This is a genomic window from Mesorhizobium sp. WSM4821 (genome assembly GCF_055901555.1).
This window is the reverse complement of record NZ_CM148371.1, coordinates 4340952-4360783: the sequence shown is the minus strand read 5'-3', so window position 1 is coordinate 4360783 and position 19832 is coordinate 4340952. Positions and strand designations below refer to the sequence as shown.

Annotated in this window: 16 protein-coding genes; 5 read left to right on the top strand and 11 right to left on the bottom strand. The window is 62.6% G+C overall.

What is annotated here, in order from left to right:
* The first annotated feature begins 228 nt into the window (after positions 1-228).
* The gene (locus AC0NID_RS21085; RefSeq protein WP_473456863.1) at positions 229-2064 is read left to right on the top strand and encodes a monovalent cation:proton antiporter-2 (CPA2) family protein; all 1836 of its coding nucleotides are present in this window, start codon (positions 229-231) and stop codon (positions 2062-2064) included.
* A 14-nt stretch (positions 2065-2078) separates the two neighbouring features.
* Positions 2079-2624, top strand: coding sequence for a DUF924 family protein (locus AC0NID_RS21080; protein WP_473456862.1), 546 nt, complete (start codon positions 2079-2081; stop codon positions 2622-2624).
* Between the two features lie 185 nt (positions 2625-2809).
* Here AC0NID_RS21080 and folK read toward each other — a convergent pair whose 3' ends face one another.
* From folK to folP, 3 genes are read right to left on the bottom strand one after another with little or no spacing between them, the layout of a single operon-like run.
* Positions 2810-3322 (bottom strand): 2-amino-4-hydroxy-6-hydroxymethyldihydropteridine diphosphokinase, encoded by a 513-nt coding sequence (gene folK / locus AC0NID_RS21075; RefSeq protein ID WP_473456861.1) that lies wholly within the window; start codon positions 3320-3322, stop codon positions 2810-2812.
* Positions 3306-3665, bottom strand: a complete 360-nt coding sequence (gene folB / locus AC0NID_RS21070; RefSeq protein WP_473456860.1) for a dihydroneopterin aldolase — start codon at positions 3663-3665, stop codon at positions 3306-3308. Before folB ends, folK begins: the two co-directional genes overlap by 17 nt.
* Before the next feature lie 52 nt (positions 3666-3717).
* Positions 3718-4560 carry a dihydropteroate synthase gene (gene folP / locus AC0NID_RS21065; RefSeq protein ID WP_473456859.1) on the bottom strand — a complete coding sequence of 281 codons (843 nt, stop codon included), beginning with the start codon at positions 4558-4560 and terminating at the stop codon, positions 3718-3720.
* Between the two features lie 84 nt (positions 4561-4644).
* Between folP and AC0NID_RS21060 the strand changes: the two genes are divergently transcribed.
* Entirely contained in the window at positions 4645-5262 is a 618-nt protein-coding gene (locus AC0NID_RS21060) for a DUF922 domain-containing Zn-dependent protease (protein ID WP_473456858.1), read from the top strand.
* Positions 5263-5532: 270 nt separating this feature from the next.
* Positions 5533-7017, top strand: a complete 1485-nt coding sequence (locus tag AC0NID_RS21055) for an MDR family MFS transporter (RefSeq protein ID WP_473456857.1) — start codon at positions 5533-5535, stop codon at positions 7015-7017.
* A 32-nt stretch (positions 7018-7049) separates the two neighbouring features.
* On the opposite strand, the gene AC0NID_RS21050 is transcribed toward AC0NID_RS21055, so the two are convergent.
* The 3 genes from AC0NID_RS21050 to AC0NID_RS21040 all read right to left on the bottom strand — a co-directional run bounded on the left by AC0NID_RS21050 (position 7050) and on the right by AC0NID_RS21040 (position 8959).
* Positions 7050-8078 (bottom strand): NAD(P)/FAD-dependent oxidoreductase, encoded by a 1029-nt coding sequence (locus tag AC0NID_RS21050; RefSeq protein ID WP_473456855.1) that lies wholly within the window; start codon positions 8076-8078, stop codon positions 7050-7052.
* Positions 8079-8169: 91 nt separating this feature from the next.
* Positions 8170-8490 carry a 2Fe-2S iron-sulfur cluster-binding protein gene (locus AC0NID_RS21045; RefSeq protein WP_006334837.1) on the bottom strand — a complete coding sequence of 107 codons (321 nt, stop codon included), beginning with the start codon at positions 8488-8490 and terminating at the stop codon, positions 8170-8172.
* A gap of 100 nt (positions 8491-8590) precedes the next feature.
* The gene (locus AC0NID_RS21040) at positions 8591-8959 is read right to left on the bottom strand and encodes an Hpt domain-containing protein (protein WP_473456854.1); all 369 of its coding nucleotides are present in this window, start codon (positions 8957-8959) and stop codon (positions 8591-8593) included.
* A 271-nt stretch (positions 8960-9230) separates the two neighbouring features.
* Between AC0NID_RS21040 and AC0NID_RS21035 the strand changes: the two genes are divergently transcribed.
* The gene (locus AC0NID_RS21035; RefSeq protein ID WP_473456853.1) at positions 9231-15728 is read left to right on the top strand and encodes a kinesin; all 6498 of its coding nucleotides are present in this window, start codon (positions 9231-9233) and stop codon (positions 15726-15728) included.
* 78 nt (positions 15729-15806) lie between these two features.
* Here the strand turns inward: AC0NID_RS21035 and AC0NID_RS21030 are convergent, their stop codons facing one another.
* From AC0NID_RS21030 to AC0NID_RS21010, 5 genes are all read right to left on the bottom strand, one after another.
* Positions 15807-16250, bottom strand: a complete 444-nt coding sequence (locus AC0NID_RS21030; protein WP_473456852.1) for an SRPBCC family protein — start codon at positions 16248-16250, stop codon at positions 15807-15809.
* A 162-nt stretch (positions 16251-16412) separates the two neighbouring features.
* Positions 16413-16619: a hypothetical protein gene (locus AC0NID_RS21025; protein WP_473456851.1), complete on the bottom strand. Its 207-nt coding sequence runs from the start codon at positions 16617-16619 to the stop codon at positions 16413-16415.
* Positions 16620-16916: 297 nt separating this feature from the next.
* The gene (locus tag AC0NID_RS21020) at positions 16917-17531 is read right to left on the bottom strand and encodes an ABC-type transport auxiliary lipoprotein family protein (RefSeq protein ID WP_473456850.1); all 615 of its coding nucleotides are present in this window, start codon (positions 17529-17531) and stop codon (positions 16917-16919) included.
* Between the two features lie 91 nt (positions 17532-17622).
* Entirely contained in the window at positions 17623-18996 is a 1374-nt protein-coding gene (locus tag AC0NID_RS21015) for an MlaD family protein (protein ID WP_473456849.1), read from the bottom strand.
* Positions 18997-19010: 14 nt separating this feature from the next.
* A complete protein-coding gene (locus AC0NID_RS21010) occupies positions 19011-19832 on the bottom strand; it encodes an ABC transporter ATP-binding protein (protein ID WP_473456848.1) in 822 nt (273 codons plus the stop codon).

The following is a 19832-nucleotide window of genomic DNA, read 5'->3' as shown; positions in this document are numbered from 1 at the left end:
AAAAAGGCGGCCGACTTGATCGTCGTCCGCCCTTCAATGGCCAAAGCCGCGCGTCCTTAGCGCCTGACTACAACAATACGCAATGCGGCGTGTGCATGGACTTGTGTAACGCGCCTGCAACACAGCACATTCAGGATTTGCACTGTTCGATCTGCGCCGAAGCCCCTATCTTGACCGCTCGATGCCGCAGCACGTGCAGCGGTCCCAAAAAAGAACGGAACGGCAGGCATGGCGGCAGAGGCAGCGGGCAGCGATCTCATCCACGTGGTGGCGCTGCTCGCCGCAGGTGTTGTCGCCGTGCCGATCTTCAAGCGCATGGGGCTCGGCTCCATCCTTGGCTATCTGGCGGCCGGCGTGGTGATCGGCCCGTTCGGCATCGGCATCTTTTCCGAATCGGAAGCCATTCTTCATGTCGCCGAGCTCGGCGTCGTCATGTTCCTGTTCATCATCGGACTGGAGATGCAGCCGTCACGACTATGGGGCCTCAGACGGGAGATCTTTGGCCTTGGGGCATTGCAGGTCGGCGTGTGCGCGCTGCTGCTGACCGGCGTCGGACTGGCGGGAGGTTTTCCGGTCTCGCAATCCTTCGTCGCCGGCGCCGGCTTCGTGCTGACGTCGACGGCGATCGTCATGCAGCTTCTGGAAGAACGCGGCGAGATCGCAGCGCCCAAGGGCCAGCGCATCGTCTCCATCCTGCTGCTCGAGGATCTGGCGATCGTCCCGCTGCTGGCGCTGATCGCCTTCCTGGCGCCGGGCGGTGGCGACATGAGCCTGTCGGGCCGGCTGGCGGAGGTCGGCATCGGCCTTGCCGCCATCGTCGGGCTGGTGCTTGCCGGGCGTTATCTGCTCAATCCGTTCTTCCGCATCCTGGCGGATGCCCGCGCCCGCGAGGTGATGACCGCCGCCGCTCTTCTGGTTGTTCTGGGATCAGCGCTTGCCATGCAGCTCAGCGGCCTGTCGATGGCGATGGGCGCTTTCCTGGCCGGCGTGCTGTTGTCGGAATCCACCTTCCGCCATCAGCTGGAGGCCGACGTCGAACCGTTCCGCGGTGTCCTGCTCGGGCTGTTCTTCCTGGCAGTCGGCATGTCGCTCGACCTGCGCGTGGTCGTCGAGAACTGGCAGCTTGTCGCCATCTACGTCGTCGCCTACATGGTGATAAAGGCGATCGGCATCTATCTTGTCGCCCGCATCCTCAAGACCGGTCACCGCGAAGCGCTCGAGCGCGCCGTCTTCATGGCGCAAGGCGGCGAATTCGCCTTCGTTCTCTATTCCGCGGCAGCGGCGGTCGGCATCATAGACAGCCAGGCCAACGCGACCCTGACGGCGATCGTCATCATCTCCATGGTGCTGACGCCGCTGGCTATCGTGGCGCTGCGCTATCTCACGCCGCGCGACGAGCAGTCGCTGGAGGGTGTCGACGTCGCCGATGGCCTTTCCGGCAGCGTGCTGATCATCGGATTCGGCCGGTTCGGCCAGATCGCCAGCCAGCCTCTGCTGTTGCGCGGGATCGACGTCTCGATCATCGACAATGACGTCGAGATGATCCAGGCCGCCGCCGATTTCGGCTTCAAGGTCTACTATGGCGACGGCACGCGGCTGGACATTCTCCATGCCGCGGGTGCCGGCCGCGCGCGCGCCGTGCTCATATGCGTCGACAAGGCCGATGCCGCCATCCGCATTGCCGAACTCATCAAGGGGGAGTTCCCCTTGCTCACGGTGCTGGCACGGGCCTTCGACCGCGGCACCGCGTTACAATTGATTCGTGCTGGTATCGATTTCCAGCTTCGGGAAACCTTCGAATCAGCCCTCGTTTTCGGCGGTTCCACCCTCGAAGCCCTGGGGGTCGACCCGGAAGAGGTCGCCGAAGTGATCGAGGATGTCCGGCGCCGCGACTCTGCCCGCTTCGAAATGCAGCTTGCCGAAGGCATTCGCGCCGGACAGCGCTTCCTCAAGGGCAACATCGGCACACCCATCCCGACACCGCTCACCCCGCCACGCCGCACCGGCCAGGCGCTCAACGAAGAGACTGCCGGCGTGCTGCATAAATCCGAATCTGCGGACTGACCGAGGAATCACTGATGGACATGGACAGCCGAGCCTTTTCAGTCACCCAATTCTGGCGCGACGCAGGGAAGGATGCATGGTTCGAGAAGAATGACGCCTTCGATGCGGAGTTCCGCAACCGCTTTCTCGATCTGCACTACGCGGCCGCGCGGCGTGAATGTGACGACTGGTCGGGGCATGCCGAAGGCTCACTGGCGCTGATGATCCTGCTCGACCAGTTCCCGCGAAACTGCTTTCGCGGCACCGGCCACATGTACGCCACCGACCCGCTGGCAAGGCATTTTGCCGAAAAGGCGATCGCCGCCGGCCAGGATCTGTCGCTCGACGAAGACCTGCGCGTCTTCCTCTACTTGCCGTATGAGCATTCGGAGGACCTCGCCGATCAGCTCAAATCGGTGGACCTCACGACCAGCAAGGCACAATCCTATCTGAAATACGCGGTCGAGCATCTGGAGATCATCCAGCGCTTCGGCCGCTTTCCGCATCGAAACAGGATGCTTGGCCGCGAGACGACGCCAGAAGAACAGGTCTTCCTCGACGGCGGCGGATTTTCCGGCTGAGCTCAGTGGTTGCAGGGCTTTGGGCCTGATGCTTTGGATTAGGGTGTGTTGAGATTCAGGTCAGGCCCGAGCCGAGAATGATGGGTTTCGAGAACCGGAGCGCAGCGTATATTTGGATACGTGAGCACCGGAAGCGCAAAAACCCGCCTTTCGCAGGCCGGCATCACCTGAATTATCAACGCGCCCTAGGTCAGCCACCAATCCCGGCCGGACGACAACTGCTCGATGCCGACGCTGTCGAGAGCGGCAAGCCGCTCCGCCACGCTTCTGCCCCCTACGGTGAGGCCAGGCGCGATCTCGGCCAGCGGCGCCAGAACAAAGGCGCGCTCCAGCATACGCGGATGTGGTACGTCCAGCCCGGTTTCGTGGATGATCCGATCGCCAAACACCAGAATGTCGATGTCGATCAGACGTGGGCCCCAGCGTTCCTCGCGCACCCGTTTCAGTCTGCGTTCGACATCGAGACAAAGATCGAGCAATGCATGTGGCACTAGCGAAGTCGAAATTTCGGCAGCCGCATTGAGAAAATTCGGCTGGTCGAGCTTGCCCCAGGGTGGCGTGCGGTAAAGCGAAGAGACGATAACGACGCGCGCGTTCTCGTCGGCGTCGAGCATGCGCAACGCCGCGCCCATCGACTTTGCCGGGTCGCCGAGATTGCCGCCAAGGCTGAGGTAGACGGTGTTATTCGGGCCAGACAACGGTCACCTCGACATGATCGAGCACGCCGGGCACCGGCGCGTTCGGCTTACGCACAGTGATCTCGGCTCTTTTGATCTGGGGAAACCGGGCCGTCAACGCCCGAGCCACTTCCAGCGCCAACGCTTCTATCAGAAACCGCCTCTCTCCGGTTATGATCTTTTCGATCACCCCGAAGGCGACGCCATAGTGGACGGTATCCTCGATGGAATCATCGACCAGCGCGCGGCCGGGTTCGACGGTGAGCGTAGCGTCGACATAGAAGCGCTGGCCGAGCGTCTCCTCTTCATCCAGCACGCCGTGCCGGGCGAAGAAGGCGCAGTTCTTCATGCGGATGATATACATCGTTCGGCGTCCTGATGGTCAGCGCAGCAAAAAATCGATTCCGATTTTGCGCCTATGCGGCGGTTTCACGCGCCAGCATAGCATCCGCAAGCGCCAGCGCATCCGCATTGATTGCGACATCGTGGACGCGAAAAAGCTGCGCGCCCTTGAGCCTTAGGATGACGCTCGTCGCCGCTGTTCCAGCACCCCTGGCCGTGGCGTCGCGGCCGGTGACGGCGCCGATGAAGCGCTTTCGCGATGTGCCCGCCATCAGCGGAAAGCCCAGGGCACGGAGTTCGGAAAACCGTGCCATCAGGTCGAGGTTCTCCTCGGCTGTCTCCTTGGCGAAGCCAAAGCCCGGATCAAGCACGATCTGGTCATCGGCAACGCCGCTCCGGCCGGCGATTTCCAGTGATTTCCTGAGGAAGAAAAACTGATCCTCGATCACATCGGGCAGCTTTTCCCGGTCACGCCCGGTGTGCATGACGACAAGCCCCGCGCCGGTTTCGGCCGCGACGCGGGCAATGCCTGGTTCGCGCTGCAGGCCCCAGACATCGTTGACGATGTGCGCGCCGGCGGCGACGGCAAGCCGAGCGGTGTCCTCGCGATAGGTGTCGACCGAAATCATCGCCTCGCCAAGCCTGGCGAGCGCCTCGATGACGGGCAGCACGCGGGCCTGCTCTTCCTCGATGGTTACCGCAGACGCACCCGGGCGTGTCGATTCTCCGCCGACATCGATGACGGAGGCCCCCTCTTCCACCATCCGGCGCGCCTGGGCCACCGCCTGTTCGGGCGCTGCAAACTGCCCACCGTCGGAGAAACTGTCCGGCGTGACATTGAGGATACCCACGATCACGGCCTTGCCGCCAAGGTCGAGACGACGCCCATGCGCCAGCTGCCATTGCCCTGTCGTCATTGTCGATCAACCATGTATGATCCGCGACAGATCAATTCCGTTGGGTCGGCAACGGCCGTAAAGCAAGGTGGGCGAAGAGGCAACATGACGAAACGACCCTTGCTCTACGCTCTGATGCTCGCATTTGCCGCCTTGCCGGCGGGTGCGGCGTCACTGGTTAAGACATATAGCTACTTCAGCATCGGCGGCAGGACGCTCGATGATATCGGAACCCAGCTTACGAAACTTGGGCCCCAGGTGAAAAGCACCGGGATGCGGCATCCAGGCGCCACCCAGATGGCGTTCACCACCCGTGTCAGCTATGCGCAAAAACCGAATTCCTGCGGGATTGCCGACGCTAACGTCATCGTCAAGGTCAAGGTGATCCTTCCCGAGTGGCGCCGCCCGCGCAAGGCCGACGCCGGCGTGAGGCTGTTTTGGGCCACATTGTCCGCCGACATCAAGCGGCATGAGGACCGCCATGTCGAGATCGCCAAGAACCATGCCCGCGAACTCGAGGATGCGCTGAAGGCGACTTACCCGCAGAAGACCTGCGACATGGCCAAGGCCAAGGCCACGGAGATCACCGCCGCAATTCTTGCCAGGCACGACCGGGCTCAGGTGCAATTCGATCGCGTCGAAACCATCAACTTCGAAAGCCGCATCCTGCGGCTGCTGCGCTATCGCATGGAGCGCATCGAGAACGGTCGGCTGCCGGGGTGACTTGGACCAGACGGTAACGATTTAGGCACTCGCAGACCTTCGCCTCGACACGTCCGGTACCGCCTGCTATTGCCACGCCGCTGTTATACGAAACGCATGCCGGTCGGTAGTCCGGCGATCCCGCCTGGCGGGATTCGAAGCCCCGTTGCCCCAACGAGGTCCACAGCCCAGTTCAGAGGGTCCGATTTCCGGCCTGTCACCGGCGCTTGGCGGACGGCCACGGTTCTCCCTCTGGAAACAGCGCTGCCAGCGGGCGGACGGAGTGGATCGATGGACAAAGCTGTCAGCGAAGCGGCCACGGCGCCGGTAGAGGCGTCGCCGCTGACCGAACGCGAAAAGAACGCCATCATCGGCGGCGTGCTGTTGTCGATGCTGCTGGCGGCGCTCGACCAGACTATCGTCGCGCCGGCAATGCCGACCATCGCGCGTTTGCTTGGGCATGCCGAATATCTCCCGTGGATCGTGACCGGCTATCTCTTGACCGCGACCGCCACGGCACCGCTCTACGGCAAGATCTCGGACGTCCACGGCCGCCGGCCGACCGTCTATGCGGCAATCCTCATCTTTCTCGCCGGATCGCTTGTCAGCGCCATGGCCCCCAACATGCTCGTCCTGGTCGTCGGACGGGCTATCCAGGGTGCCGGCGGTGGCGGCTTGTTCACCTTGACGCAGACCGTGATCGGCGACCTCGTTCCACCGCGCGAACGGGCACGCTACGCCGCCTGGATCGCGGGCACCTGGGCGGTTGCCAGCATCGCCGGGCCGCTGCTCGGCGGCTCCTTCGCCGAACATCTGCACTGGTCGCTGATCTTCTGGATCAACATCCCGCTCGGCCTTCTGGCGATGGCGATCATCAACAAGCCGCTCAAGAAGCTGCCGGTCGCCGCAAGGCATCACAGCATCGACGGCCTTGGCGCGCTGCTTCTTGTCGTGGCCACCGCGCTATTGCTTCTTGCACTGAATTGGGGCGGCAGCGCCTATCCATGGACGTCGCGCGAAATCCTCGGGCTGCTCGCCTGCTCGGCTGTCTTTAGCGGCGCCTTTGCGCTGCGGCTCATGCGCGCGGTCGAACCGCTGATCTCGCTCGAAGTGCTCGGCAATCCAATCGTGCTTGCCGGCACCCTGTCGATGTTCCTGCTGCAGGCCGCCAATGTCGGCCTGGCGGTCTACCTGCCCGTCTACCTGCAGTCGATCCTTGGTCTCTCGGCCAGCAATTCGGGCGTCGCGATGCTCGGGTTGTTGCTCGGCACCGTCGCCGGCGCGACATTCAGCGGCCGCATGATACCGCGCTTCGTTCATTACAAGCGGATCGCGCTGGTAGGAACGATCTTCGCTATTAGCTGCCTCGGCCTGCTCGGCCTTGTCGCCGGACACGCCTCGCTGGTGGTTGTCGAGGTTCTGACGACCTGCATAGGGCTGGGTGCCGGGACGACGTTCCCGGTCGTCACCATCGCGGTCCAGAACGCCGTCGACCGCCCGCATCTTGGTGTCGCGACCGGCGTGCTGGCTTTCCTTCGCTCGCTGGGCAGCGCGCTTGGTGTCGCCATGCTCGGAGCGGTCGCCCTCGGCTACGGCCTTCCCTTGGCCAGCGAAAGCGCGCAGGCAGCCGGCCCTGTCGCATCAGTCACGCCGTTCGTGATGATCTTTCTTGCCGCCGCGGCGACGCTGCTCGTATCACTTGTCACGCTCGGGCTGATGCCGGAGAAGCCGCTGCGCGGCCATGCCGAGACCGAGGCGCCGATCCTCGCGGAGTGAAGCCGACTCTCCTAGAATAATGAGGGAAAACGTCAGCCGGCGACGCCGAGCTTCTTCTGCAGGCTGGTCGACGAGGTCGTGTACTGGAATACGATGCGTTCGCCGGGGCTGATGATTCGCTTGGCCGCCTGCGCCATCAGCGCGACTTCATGGAAGCCCGACAGGATCAGCTTCAGCTTGCCGGGGTACCAGTTGATGTCGCCGACGGCGAAGATGCCCGGTACCGACGTCTGGAATTTCTCGGTGTCGACCGGGATCATGTTCTCATGAAGGTTGAGCCCCCATTCGGCGATCGGTCCGAGCTTCATGGTCAGGCCGAAGAACGGCAGCATGCGCGTGCACGGCACCTCGATATCGCCGCTGGGGCCCTTGACGGTCGCCGAGGACAGCTGACCGTCAACGCCGGTCAGTCCCGTCACCTGGCCGACCTTGAATTCCAGCTCCTTCATCTCCTGCATGGCGTACATCTTGTTGACGCTGTCAGGCGCCGCGCGGAATTCCGGACGCCGGTGCACCAGCGTCACGCTGTTGGCCACAGGTTGCAGGTTCAGCGTCCAGTCGAGCGCCGAATCGCCGCCGCCGACGATGATGAGGTCGTGGCCGCGGAATTCCTCCATGCGGCGAACCGAGTAGAAGACGCTTTTGCCTTCATAGAGCTCGATGCCCGGGATCGGCGGCCGCTTCGGCTGGAACGAGCCGCCGCCGGCGGCGATCACCACAACCTTGGCTTCGAACACCTCGTTCTCGTCGGTGATGACGCGAAAGCTGCCGTCCTCGAGCTTTTCGAGGCTAGAGACCATGCGGTTGAAGGTGAAGTCGGGCTTGAACGGCGCGATCTGCTCGAGCAGCTTGTCGACCAGGCCCTGCGCCGAGATCGATGGCCAGCCTGGAATGTCGTAGATCGGCTTTTCCGGATAGAGTTCGGCGCATTGGCCGCCGGGCCGGTCGAGTATGTCGATCAGATGGCACTTCATGTCAAAGAGGCCGAGCTCGAATACGGCGAACAGGCCGACGGGTCCTGCCCCGACAATGAGTACGTCCGTCCTGGTGATATCGGTCATGTGTGAGCCTTGCAGAGAATGGCGCGACACTGCATGACCATTGGCTCGCTGCCAAGCCGGAGCCGGAAAAATCGGCTACAAACTTAACGCTTCAGCCTTGACGGGCGGGCACGCGAACAACAAGGCCGTCGAGAGCGTCACGCACCTTGATCTGACAGGAGAGCCGCGAGTTCGGCTGGACGTCGTAGGCGAAGTCCAGCATGTCCTCTTCCATTGCCTCCGGCTCGCCGACCTCCGCCGTCCATGCCTCGTCGACATAGACATGGCAGGTCGCGCAGGCGCAGGCGCCACCGCATTCGGCCTCGATCCCCGGCACGGCGTTGCGGATCGCGTTCTCCATGACGGTCGAGCCGTTTTCGGCATCCACGTCGAAATGTGTGCCGTCATGGGCGATGAATGTCAGCTTGGTCATTTGTCACCTGAAGGGAGTCTCAGCCGAGATAATCACTCCGGCGGACAAGTCAACTGCGGCGCGAAAGCGGCGCTCAATGCCGTTTTTTTCCGAAATGGGTTTAACGGCTGATGGCGGCGACGAAATCGCGGACTTCTTCGATCAGGGAGCCAAGCCGCGTGAGGGTATCGGTGTCTTCAGGCTGAAGTTCGATCGCGCTGGCGCACTCGGCAATCGCGAAGGCGCCGACGCCGCGCGCCGAGCCTTTCAGCCCGTGCGCCAGAAGCAGTCGTCCACTTACGTCGGCGTCGACGATCCTGTCGCGAACGGACAGCGCCTGCTGCACGAACAGCGCCAGCACCTCCTGCTCGAGGCTACGGTCGCCCATCGTCTGGCGCGCGAGATGCGCCAGATCTACCGGCCGCGACCCGGCCGTTCCCGACACGTCGCCGCCAGGCATCGAGAAGGCAATGCCGTTTTCGCCACGCATGAATCTGCAACTCCGTTCTTCCAGCCGAAAAAAATAGGCGCATCCTGTGGACAACGGGTTAATGATTGGCCCGGAAAAATGTTGCGATAACGGCGCCGGAATCACAGTTTCGTTAACCTTATATTTAAAGTTTTACGTATCGCGCCGAATGCATGTTTTCTTTACCCCGGTGTGTCATTACGATACGACAGGTCCATTTTCAGCCTCTTGCGTGGGACACGATAAGCAGAATTCATAAGTCCCGCGGCAGCTTGTACAGGGTAGCGAAGGCATGGCGAAGAAAACAACGACTTCGAGAACGCTCGACAGCGACGTAGCCAAGGAACTCGAAAAGGCGCTTGATATCGATCTGAGCGGCGATGCCGGCGACCTCGACATCGCCGCGTCGATGGAAGATCTGGAAGCGCAGATATCGCAGGCTGCCGACGAATTGGCGCGCGAAGGCCGCAACCAGAATGCCGAGCCCGTCGCCGACCAAAGCCAAAAGGCGGAGCCTGTCGCCAATTTGGGCCAGAAGGCCGAGCCTTTCGCCAATCAGGACCAGAAAGCAAAGCCCGCGGCAAAGCCGGCTGAACTGCGCCCTGTGGAAACTCGCAATGGCTCACAGCCGGCCGGTTTCACGCCAGCCAATGACCCTCGTCCAAAAGACTACAAGACGCTGCTGCACACTCTCAATCGGCGTGCCTCGAACACGATCTACTGGGTGGTGGCGCTTGTTTCGCTGGTCTGGATCGCGGGGGCCGGCGCATTGGCCAATCTGCTGTTTGGACCAGGCATCTGGCAAATCCGCACGCCCGACCAGTTCTTCGCCCGTCCCGAACTGATCGGCCTTGCGGTCGCTACGTTGCTGCCCGTCCTTCTGTTCTGGGCGTTTGCAGCCATGATTCGCCGCGCGCAGGAAATGCGCATCGCCGCTCAGTCGATGACGGAAGTGGCTTTCCGCCTGACCGAGCCGGAAAATGTCGCCCAGGATCGCGTCATGATGATCGGGCAAGCCGTCCGCCGCGAGGTGGCGGCCATGGGTGAAGGCATCGAGCGCACGCTTGCTCGTGCAGTCGAGCTCGAAACCCTGGTCCACAGCGAGGTGAACCAGATCGAACGCTCCTATTCGGAGAATGAGTCTCGTATCCGATCACTTGTCGACGGGTTGGGCAGCGAGCGCGAAGCGGTTGTCACCCATGCCGAGCGCGTGCGCGCTTCTATCACCAGCGCGCATGAGACGCTGAAGGACGAAATCGGAGCTGCCAGCGACATCATTCGCGACAGCATCCTCAACGCCTCGACCAACCTGTCGATGACCATCAACAATTCCGGCGATACGCTGATCGACAGGATCAACGAAAGCTCGATGTCGATCTTCGATTCGGTGGAAGGCCGGCTCGAATCGATCACGGACCGCCTGTCGACCTCCGGCGAAGCCTTCGCCAGCTTGCTCGATACGCGCATCGCCAAGCTGACGGACACGACCGACGGCCTCACCCGGTCATTGACCGATCTGCTCGACGATCGGACCTCCGGCATGGTGTCGCTGCTCGGCGGCGCCGCGCGCACGCTCAACTCCGAATTTGAAGCCAGCCTCGACGGCATCGAGCGGACGCTGGCCGAACGCGGCCAGGCGCTGATCGGTGAATTCCAGACCCGCGCCGAAGCGCTGGACACCGGCACGCAGAAGCTCAACGCCGCTCTCGAGGCCCGCGCTCGCCAGATCAACGAGACCTTGGTTGAGCGCGCGCGCGAAATCGCCCACACCTTCCAGGAAAGCAAGGAGACGCTGTCGGCGATGATCGATCAGGGCAAGACCCAGATCGGCGCCGATATGGCCGACATCGTTTCGTCGACCTCGTCCATGCTTGAGGCGCGCGCCGGCGATTTCGCCGGGCGCATGGAAGCGGCCCGTCACGTGGTGTCGCGCTCCTTCGACGCCGATATCCAGCGGCTTGCCGATGCCCGCGTCGGCATCGAGGAAGCCGTCGAGAACCACAGCCGCAAGCTTGCCGAAAGCCGCGAACGAATGGCGGCCGCAATGCAGGCCGATCTTGAGAAATTCGCCGAAAGCCGTGAAGGTATCGACGCAGCTGTCACCGACCAGGTGCAGAAGCTTGCCGAAGGCCGCAGCCTGATCGCGCGCGCGCTGGAAGAGGATCTGCGCAAGGTCAACGAGTCTCGCGCCGCCATCGATGCTTCGCTCGGCAGCCATCTCGAAAGCCTCGAAGAGGGTCGCAACAGGCTTTCACAGGCCTTGAACGAAGACTCCGGAAAACTTGTACAAGCCCGCACAATCATTGACGAAATGGTTGCAGGTCATGTTGGCAAGCTCGCCGAAGGCCGCAGCATTCTGTCGCGTGCCCTCGAGGCCGATCTCGGCAAGCTGGCCGACAGCCGCGCCAGCATCGACGGCCTGGTCGCCGGTCAGGTCGAGAAGATCGCCGAAGGTCGCGCCATACTCGCCAAGGCGCTGGAATCCGACATCGTCGGCATCAGGGGTCTCATCGAGAGCCATTCCGCCAAACTGGCGGAAGACCGCGCCGAGCTGTCGCGTTCGCTCGAAGGCGACCTGTCCGGCATCAGGGGCCTGGTCGAGGACCATTCGGACCGACTCGCCAGCGATCGCAGCCTGCTTTCGCAGACGCTCGAAGACGACCTCGCCAAACTGGCCGAAAGCCGGTCGAGCATCGACGGGCTGGTCGCCGGCCAGGTCGAGAAGCTGGCCGAGGGCCGCGACATTCTCAAGCGCGCGCTGGAATCCGATCTCAACACGATCAAGGGCGTTATATCGGGCCAGTCGGAAAGGCTGGCGGAAGACCGCAGTCAGCTCTCACAGGCGTTGGAAATCGATCTGCAAAGCGTGAATGCCCTTATCTCCGATCACATGAACAGGCTCGCCGAGGACCGTTCAACCCTGTCGAAAGCGCTCGAGGACGACCTCGCCAAACTGGCTGAAAGCCGGTCGAGCATCGATGGTCTGGTTACCGGCCAGGTCGAGAAATTGGCCGAGGGCCGCGACATTCTCAAGCGCGCGCTTGAATCCGATCTCAACACGATCAAGGACGTCATATCAGGCCAGTCCGAAAAGCTGGCGGAAGACCGTGGCCAGCTGTCACGGGCGCTGGAAACCGACCTGCAGAGCGTGAACGCCCTTATTTCCGATCACATGAACAGGCTCACCGAGGACCGCTCGACCCTGTCCAAGGCGCTCGAGGAAGACCTTGCCAAGCTGGCCGAAAGCCGGTCGAGCATCGATGGTCTGGTTACCGGCCAGGTCGAGAAATTGGCTGAGGGCCGCGACATTCTCAAGCGCGCGCTTGAATCCGATCTCAACACGATCAAGGACGTCATATCGGACCAGTCCGAAAAGCTGGCGGAAGACCGCTCGACCCTGTCCAAGGCGCTCGAAGACGATCTCGCCAAACTGGCGGAAAGCCGGTCGAGCATCGACGGACTGGTTGCCGGCCAGGTCGAAAAATTGGCCGAGGGCCGCGACATTCTCAGACGCGCGCTGGAAGCGGACCTCAATACCATCAAGGGTATCGTCACCGACCAGTCCCAGCAGCTGACCGACAATCGCGCACAGTTTGCGCGGGCGCTGGAGGCCGACCTCGGCAGCGTCAACGGTCTTGTGAACAGCCATGCCGACAAGCTCATCCAGGACCGCTCGATCCTTTCCAAGGCGCTCGAGGACGATCTTGCCAAGCTGGCCGAAAGCCGGTCGAGCATCGACGGACTGGTTGCCGGCCAGGTCGAGAAGCTGGCCGAAGGCCGCGACATCCTCAGACGTGCGCTGGAAGCGGACCTGCAGAAAATCGCTGCCAGCCGCTCCGACGTCGACGACATCATCGCCGGGCACATCGGCAAGTTGGCCGAAGGCCGCGACACGCTGACCCGTGCGCTGGAGGACGATCTCTCCAGGCTCGCCGATACGCGCAAGGAAGTCGACCGTTCCCTGTCCGGCCATATCGACCAGATCGCCGCCAGAAGCACCGACATATCCGAGGCAATCGCCGCCGATGTCGAAAAGATCGAGCAGGCGTTCAGCCGCCAGACCGGCATCATCGAGGAGCGTGCCGGGACCATGGAGCGCGCGCTGTCGACCGGTGTCGACAACGTTCGCAGCGTGCTCGAAAAGAGCGCCGTCTTCGTTGCGGGTGCGTTGCGCGAAAAGGTCATGGAAGTCACCAGCGCGCTGCATGAGCAGGCAGGCGCGGCCTTCAGCGACGCCGATCGCAAGATCGCCGAACGCGCCGAGCAGACCTCGGCTGCCTTGCTCGCCAGGGCAGAGGATATCGCCCGCACCTTCGAGGAGGCGGATCGCCGCCTCGCCGCACGTGCCGAGGACAGCTCGAGCGCGCTCGTCGCTCGCGCCGAGGATACGTCGAACTCCTTGCTGGCGCGCGCCCAGGAAACCGCCGACCAGCTGGCCGCTCGTGCTAGCGAGATCGCAGGCACATTCGATGCGGCGGACCAGAAGCTGGTTGCCCGCGCGGTTGAAACGGCGCAGTCGCTGGCCGCGCGCGCCGGAGACATCCTGCGCAATTTCGAAGGCGCCGACGAACGGCTCGGCGTGCGCATCGGCGAATCTGCCGAAGCGCTCGCGGCGCGGGCATCGGACCTTGGCCGCATTTTCGATGCCGCAGACCAGCAGCTGATGTCGCGCATCGCCGAAGGGTCGGAGGCGCTGTCGGCCCGTGCATCCGAGATCGGCCGTATCTTCGACGAGGCGGATCACCGTCTGATATCCCGCATCGCCGACAGCTCGTCCGCGATCGGAGAGCATACCGACAACATCGTTGGGGCATTTGCCAGCACCGAGCAGCGGGTTGCCGAACGTGCAAGGCAAACCGGTCAGGAACTTGCCGGCCACGCCCGCGAAATCGAGCAGGCGCTCGCCGGGGCCGATGAGCGTCTGGCGTCCAGCGCGGCGGCTGCGGCGGCTCGCGTAGAGGAACAGATCGCCAGCGTCGAGGGCCGTCTCGCCCACACCACCGAGACGATGGGCCAGAAGCTAAACGAGCAGGTCTCGACCGCCGAGGCGCAACTCATTTCGCGCGCCAACACGATCGCGGAAACCTTCACCGCGGTCGGCCAGCATATCGGCCAAAGCACCAACGATGCCGCGAAGACGATCGGCACCAACACCCGCGAGCTCAACACGATGCTCGCGGCACGCTCGGCCGAGATCTCGAAAATCCTCGACGAAACGGCACGGCCTCTGGTCGAGCGCTTCGCCCAGGGCGGCTCGGAACTGCAAAAGAGCATGGAAGAGGTTACCGAGCGCGCGACCGAGAAGCTTCGCAGTGAAAACGCCACCCTCGTCAACGCGCTCGCCAGCCGCACGGCCGAAACATTGTCGGCCGTCGAAGGCGCGCGCTCGACGCTTGCCGACAGCGTCGCCGATCTCATCGGCCGCATGAGCACCTCCAGCGCGCAGCTCGGTCAGCTGATCGAGCAAGCGGCGGCCAATCTGGGCCAGGTCGACGAACGCCTGACCGGCAGCACGCAAAGCTTCGCGGCAACGACCGAAAAAGCCGCCCAGACTTTCGCCAGCTCGGCGCGCCTGGTCGATTCGAACACAACACGGCTTACCGAATTGTCGTCTTCCACCTTGCGCGAGGTCGCCGGCATCGCCACCAAGTTCGACGAGCACAGCCGGTTGCTTTCCAGTGCTTCAGACCTGTTGAGTTCGGCTCAGAGCAACCTCGAACATACGCTGGAAAGGCAATCGTCGCTGGAGGACCTCGCCGTCGGCCTGGTCAAGAAGTCGGAGGATCTCGAAAGGGTCATGCGCTCGTTCGAGACTCTGGTCGGCCAGACGCTGCAGAACGCCGAAGGCAAGACGCTGGAGTCGGCGGACAAGATCCGTACCGCCATTTCCGACGTTGTCGATTCTGCAACGAAGCGCTTCGCCGACGCGACCGAGGAGATGCGGCGCACCGCCGGCTCGATCAAGAGCGAGCTCGACCTCACCCGCGCCGAGCTCAAGAAGGGCGTCATCGAGATGCCGGAAGAGGCAAAGGAATCGACCACGGCCATCCGCCGCGCCGTTTCCGAGCAGATCAACGCCCTGAAGGAACTTTCGGATATCGTTGCGAAATCGGGCCGCGGCGCCGAGCCTTCGGAGCCGCGTAGCCTGCGTCCAGCGCCGCAAGCGCCTGCCGCGCGAGCCGCTGAGCCGCAGCGCCGTCCTCCCGCCGCCCCGCAGCCGGAGCCTCGCCTCCCTCAGCCGCCATTGGGTGAGTCCGCACTGCGCGGCACGCTCGACCTGGAACGCCCGGTGGACACGGGGCCGCGCCAGCGCGATTCCAATGGCCGCACGGCACAGGGCGGGTGGGTGCGCGATCTCTTGACCGGGGCATCGCGCGACGACGCCGCCAAGCCCGCGGCACCTTCGGAAGCGCCACGCTCGGCTCCTGCCCAGCGTTCGCCGCTTCACGTCGTGGAGTCGCTCAACTCGCTTTCCGTCGACATCGCCCGCGCCATCGATCACGATGCCTCGATCGAATTGTGGAACCGCTACCGGCGCGGCGAGCGCGACGTGTTCACCCGGCGCCTCTACACGCTGAAAGGCCAGCAGACTTTCGACGAGATCCGCCGCAAATATCAGATGGAGGCTGAGTTCCGCGCCGCCGTCGACCGTTATTGCGACGATTTCGAAAAGCTGCTCAAGGACGTGTCGCGCAACGACCGCGACAACATGATGGCCCAGACCTACCTGACGTCGGATACCGGCAAGGTCTATACGATGCTTGCCCACGCCAGCGGCCGCCTGCATTGATCAGGCGATAGGGACCAAAAAAGGCGGGAAATTTTCCCGCCTTTTTCATTTCCGTCCCGACGTCCTCGCGATGATGCTCTATTGATTGATCTCCGGTTCGACGAGCCTTGCCAGGTTTCGCAGCGACTCCTGCCAACCGAGATAACAAGCCTCAGGCGGAATGACGTCCGGCACGCCTGCCTGCGTGATATCCAGCTCTGTGCCGACTGATACTCTCTTCAATGTCACAGTCACCTGCATCTCGCCGGGCAAGTTGGGATCGTCGAACTTGTCCGTATAGCGCAGGCGTTCGCCCGGAACGAGCTCGACATATTCGCCGCCAAACGCGTGGCTTTTGTCCGTTGTGAAGTTGCGGAACGACATTTTGAATGTGCCGCCGACTTGGGGCTCCAGAAGATGAACCGTGCAGGTAAAGCCGTTGGGCGGCAGCCATTTCGCGAGCGCGTCCGCCTCAAGGAATGCGCGATAGACTTTTTCTGGGCTGGTTGCCAGAACGCGGTGCAGGCGTACGGTGCTGGGCATATCATTTATCCTTGTGCTTGGATTGTCGATCCATGACCAAGGACGAACGGGTCCTGACCAATTCGACACAAGCTCTGAGGTTTTTCGGAACCGGGGCCGCAGACCTTCATGTTAGGCTCTCTGCGATCGCTTTCGACTCCGTTGCAGTACATAAGACCGCAATCACATTTGAGGCCAACGCGTCTTCGGTGTTTGTGCGGTCAAGGCAATGGTTTTCTCGCTGCATTCGCGAATATCGATCACATGACGGGCCGAAAACGGTAACTCAACCCCACTCCAAAGCCCATCATTCTGAGCAACTGCATACGGATCGTTATTGAGGACACCCAAGTAGCCTCCGTCGATCGGCTCGCGCACCAGCACCCACATGCGCTCTACGGCGACGGGTTCATTCTCATCATCGGCCTAAAATTCGAAAGATCAGTTTCGCGTGATCTCCCGGTTGCAACCCTTCTCGTTCATGCGAATCGGGTATCCAGAATGTGTCCGGCGACGCCCGATGATATTCCTCGCCATCATCCAGGCACCACCCGTCCAATTCGAAATCCGGTTCACGCATTGCTCTATCTTAGCGGCCACATGGATGTCGGGGAACCACCCCATCTCGGCCATTGGCGGCACCCAGATGATCGAGTTTGATCCTGCGCCCCGGCGGTCCTGTCGGCGTCAGATCACCGAATCGGTCCAGCGGACGATGTCCTTGGCCGCATCGCCGAACGCACTGTCGAGCGCGCCGATATAGGCTTGGTTGCCGCTGCCCGCGACGGGCGCGGTCGCGGTGAAGCTCTTGGAGGCACGCACCTCGCCGTTGCGGTCGTTCAATATCCGCACGAACAGGTCGACTTCGGCATGTTCGCCACCGTCGACCCGGACTTCGAAGGAACGGACCTCGACGATTACCTGATAGTCGATCGCCAGCCCCTCACCCGGCTTGCCGACACCGGCGAAGCTGCCCGAGCGCTGGAAGGTCTCGGCCAGCCGCGCCTGCACGATCAGCGGCAGCCGATCGGCCCATTGCGCACCCTTGAGGTACTGGATCGAGCGCGCCGACGGCTTGATGACGATGTTTTGGCTGTCAAGCGCCTTGAGCGCCGAAGGCTGTGCGATGAGGATTTGGCGGCGGCTGCGGCCGCGCGCATCGAGCGCCGGCGCCGACAGTTCGAATGTGTCGAGCGGCGCCGGCCCGCCACCCGGCAAAAACGCGCAACTGGCTAGCGAAAGCGTAAGCAATGCCACACCCGCTTTGAGCCCACCCGATTTGACCCCGCCAAATTTAGACATGAATGACTTCACACGCGATCCCCGTTGTCCCCGGATCGTAAGATCAACCTGCACTTGCAACTCATGTTCTTGGGGCGGGCGAAAGCCGAAGTCAACGCCGCACCCTGCCGTCGAATTGCCGAACCTCGCCTTCGCCGCCCGACAGGATCCGCTGCGGATTGCGGCTGAGATCCGTCACCGCCTCTTCGATGCGGGTGATCGAACGACGGCTGTCCTGGACCAGCGCTTCGACGTTCTCCAGGCCCTGACCGGAGAAACGGGCCAGATTGCTGGTGATGGTGCCGAGGCGGGCGTTCAGCGTGTCGGCCACCTGCTTGAACGATTTCAGCGTATTCCTGGCGTCGGCTATCATGCCGTCGGCCTGGCCCGAACCGAGCAATTTATCGACCTTCACGAGGATGCCGTCGACGCGGACTGAGGCGTCGTTGAGGCGCTCGGCGAGCTGCTGTGCGTCCTTGATCGTCTGGTCGATATCGTCGGCCCGGTTGGCGACTTTATTGGTCACCTTGGCGATGTCGGCGGCAGCCTCGTTGGCATTTTCGCTGGCCTTCTGGATATTGGCCAGCGCGGTGCGAACCTGTGCCGGATCGATGCCATCGAGAACGCCGTCGACCTTGGCCAGCGTGCCTTGCGTCCTTTGGGCGAAATCGTTGATCGATCCCACCGCCGTGTCGACGTTCCTGACGACCCTGTCGAACTGCTTCGAGGTTTCCTTCAGGTTCGCCGTCACCGTATCGACATTGTCGACGATGCTCTTGATCTGGTCCTTGTCGACCGCGTTGAGCAGCCCTTCCGCCGCCTTCAGCGTGCCGTCGAGCTTGCCCGAAACGCCCTTCAACTCTTCCGACAGTGAACTGACGCTGGCGAGGAATTTGTCGATGCCGTCGGAATTCTTGGCCAGCGCATCGGAGAAGGTCTGCACATTGTTGACGGTCTGCGTCAGCGGTCCGCGAACGTCCTTGGTGAAGCCTTCGAGCTGGGTGAGAACCGTATCGGCGCGGGTGAAGATGTTCTGCGCCGTCTGCAACAGGTTGGTGACCGCTGACGGGTTGGCGACGATCTCGGCGACGCGGCCCTCCTCCTCGGCCTGGTCGAGAAGGTTCACTTCCTTGGGGTCGGCGCCCTTGAGTTCGATATTGGCCTGACCGGTGAGGCCGGCAAGGCCGATATCGGCCTGCGTCGATTTGGTGATCGGCGTCGTGCGGCCTATTTCGGCCTCGGCGATTGCCGCGGTCGGATTGTCGAGGTCGATATAGACGCGCTTGACATCCCCGACCCTGACGCCGTTGAACAGCACGAAACTGCCGCGGCCGAGGCCGGAAGCCGATCCCGGAATGCGCACCCGCAGCATCGCCGTCTCACCCCTGTCCCCGATCGCGGCCGTCCAATAGACGAACGCGAAGGCCGCCAGGATCGCCGCTAGCGTGAAAATGCCGACAATGACGTAGTTGGCTCTGGTTTCCATTTACCCACTTATGGCTATGCGCGTGCCGCAAGATCAAGTTGCCGCGCACGTTTTCCGCGGAAATAGGATTTCACCCAGGGTTCCTCGCTTTTGAGCATGTCGTCGATCGTGCCTTCGACCAGCACTTTCTTGTTGCCGAGCACCGCCACCCGATCGCAAGCGGTGAACAGCGTGTCGAGATCGTGCGTGACCATGTACACGGTCAGGTCCATGGTATCGCGCAGCTTGACCACCAGTTCGTCGAACTCGGCCGCGCTGATCGGGTCGAGGCCTGATGTCGGCTCGTCCAGGAAGACGATGTCGGGATCGAGCGCCAGCGCGCGTGCCAGCGCCGCACGCTTGATCATGCCGCCGGAAAGCTCGGACGGGAATTTCTGCGCCGCATCCGGCGGCAACCCGACCAATTCGACCTTGAGCATTGCCAGTTCGTCCATCAGCTTTCTCGGGAGATCGAGATATTCGCGCATCGGCACCTGCACGTTTTCCAGGACCGTAAGCGCCGAAAACAGCGCGCCGTGCTGAAAGAGGACGCCAAGGCGCATGTCGATGCGAAGGCGTTCCTTCTCGCTCGCCTTTTCGACATCGACGCCGAACAGCTTGATCGTTCCGGACTGCTTGCGCACCAGGCCGAGGATCGTGCGCAAGAGCACCGATTTGCCGGCTCCGGAGGCGCCGACAAAGCCGAGAATCTCGCCGCGCCTGATATCGAGCGACAGTTTGTCGAGAATGACCTTGTCACCGAAGGATACGGTGATGTCGTGCGCGGAAAGCACGATCTCGTCTTCGTCGGCCCCGTCCGCAACTCCAGTCGCCTTTTTGTTGCCCTGAATGGCCAT

Excerpts from the sequence above, each read along its gene's own strand:
- AC0NID_RS21085 (WP_473456863.1), top strand. The coding sequence starts at position 229 with ATGGCGGCAGAGGCAGCGGGCAGCGATCTCATCCACGTGGTGGCGCTG.
- AC0NID_RS21080 (WP_473456862.1), top strand. The coding sequence starts at position 2,079 with ATGGACATGGACAGCCGAGCCTTTTCAGTCACCCAATTCTGGCGCGAC.
- folB (WP_473456860.1), bottom strand. The coding sequence starts at position 3,665 with ATGTATATCATCCGCATGAAGAACTGCGCCTTCTTCGCCCGGCACGGC.
- folP (WP_473456859.1), bottom strand. The coding sequence starts at position 4,560 with ATGACGACAGGGCAATGGCAGCTGGCGCATGGGCGTCGTCTCGACCTT.
- AC0NID_RS21060 (WP_473456858.1), top strand. The coding sequence starts at position 4,645 with ATGACGAAACGACCCTTGCTCTACGCTCTGATGCTCGCATTTGCCGCC.
- AC0NID_RS21055 (WP_473456857.1), top strand. The coding sequence starts at position 5,533 with ATGGACAAAGCTGTCAGCGAAGCGGCCACGGCGCCGGTAGAGGCGTCG.
- AC0NID_RS21050 (WP_473456855.1), bottom strand. The coding sequence starts at position 8,078 with ATGACCGATATCACCAGGACGGACGTACTCATTGTCGGGGCAGGACCC.
- AC0NID_RS21045 (WP_006334837.1), bottom strand. The coding sequence starts at position 8,490 with ATGACCAAGCTGACATTCATCGCCCATGACGGCACACATTTCGACGTG.
- AC0NID_RS21040 (WP_473456854.1), bottom strand. The coding sequence starts at position 8,959 with ATGCGTGGCGAAAACGGCATTGCCTTCTCGATGCCTGGCGGCGACGTG.
- AC0NID_RS21035 (WP_473456853.1), top strand. The coding sequence starts at position 9,231 with ATGGCGAAGAAAACAACGACTTCGAGAACGCTCGACAGCGACGTAGCC.
- AC0NID_RS21030 (WP_473456852.1), bottom strand. The coding sequence starts at position 16,250 with ATGCCCAGCACCGTACGCCTGCACCGCGTTCTGGCAACCAGCCCAGAA.
- AC0NID_RS21025 (WP_473456851.1), bottom strand. The coding sequence starts at position 16,619 with ATGTGGGTGCTGGTGCGCGAGCCGATCGACGGAGGCTACTTGGGTGTC.
- AC0NID_RS21020 (WP_473456850.1), bottom strand. The coding sequence starts at position 17,531 with ATGTCTAAATTTGGCGGGGTCAAATCGGGTGGGCTCAAAGCGGGTGTG.
- AC0NID_RS21015 (WP_473456849.1), bottom strand. The coding sequence starts at position 18,996 with ATGGAAACCAGAGCCAACTACGTCATTGTCGGCATTTTCACGCTAGCG.
- AC0NID_RS21010 (WP_473456848.1), bottom strand. The coding sequence starts at position 19,832 with ATGGCCATTCAGGGCAACAAAAAGGCGACTGGAGTTGCGGACGGGGCC.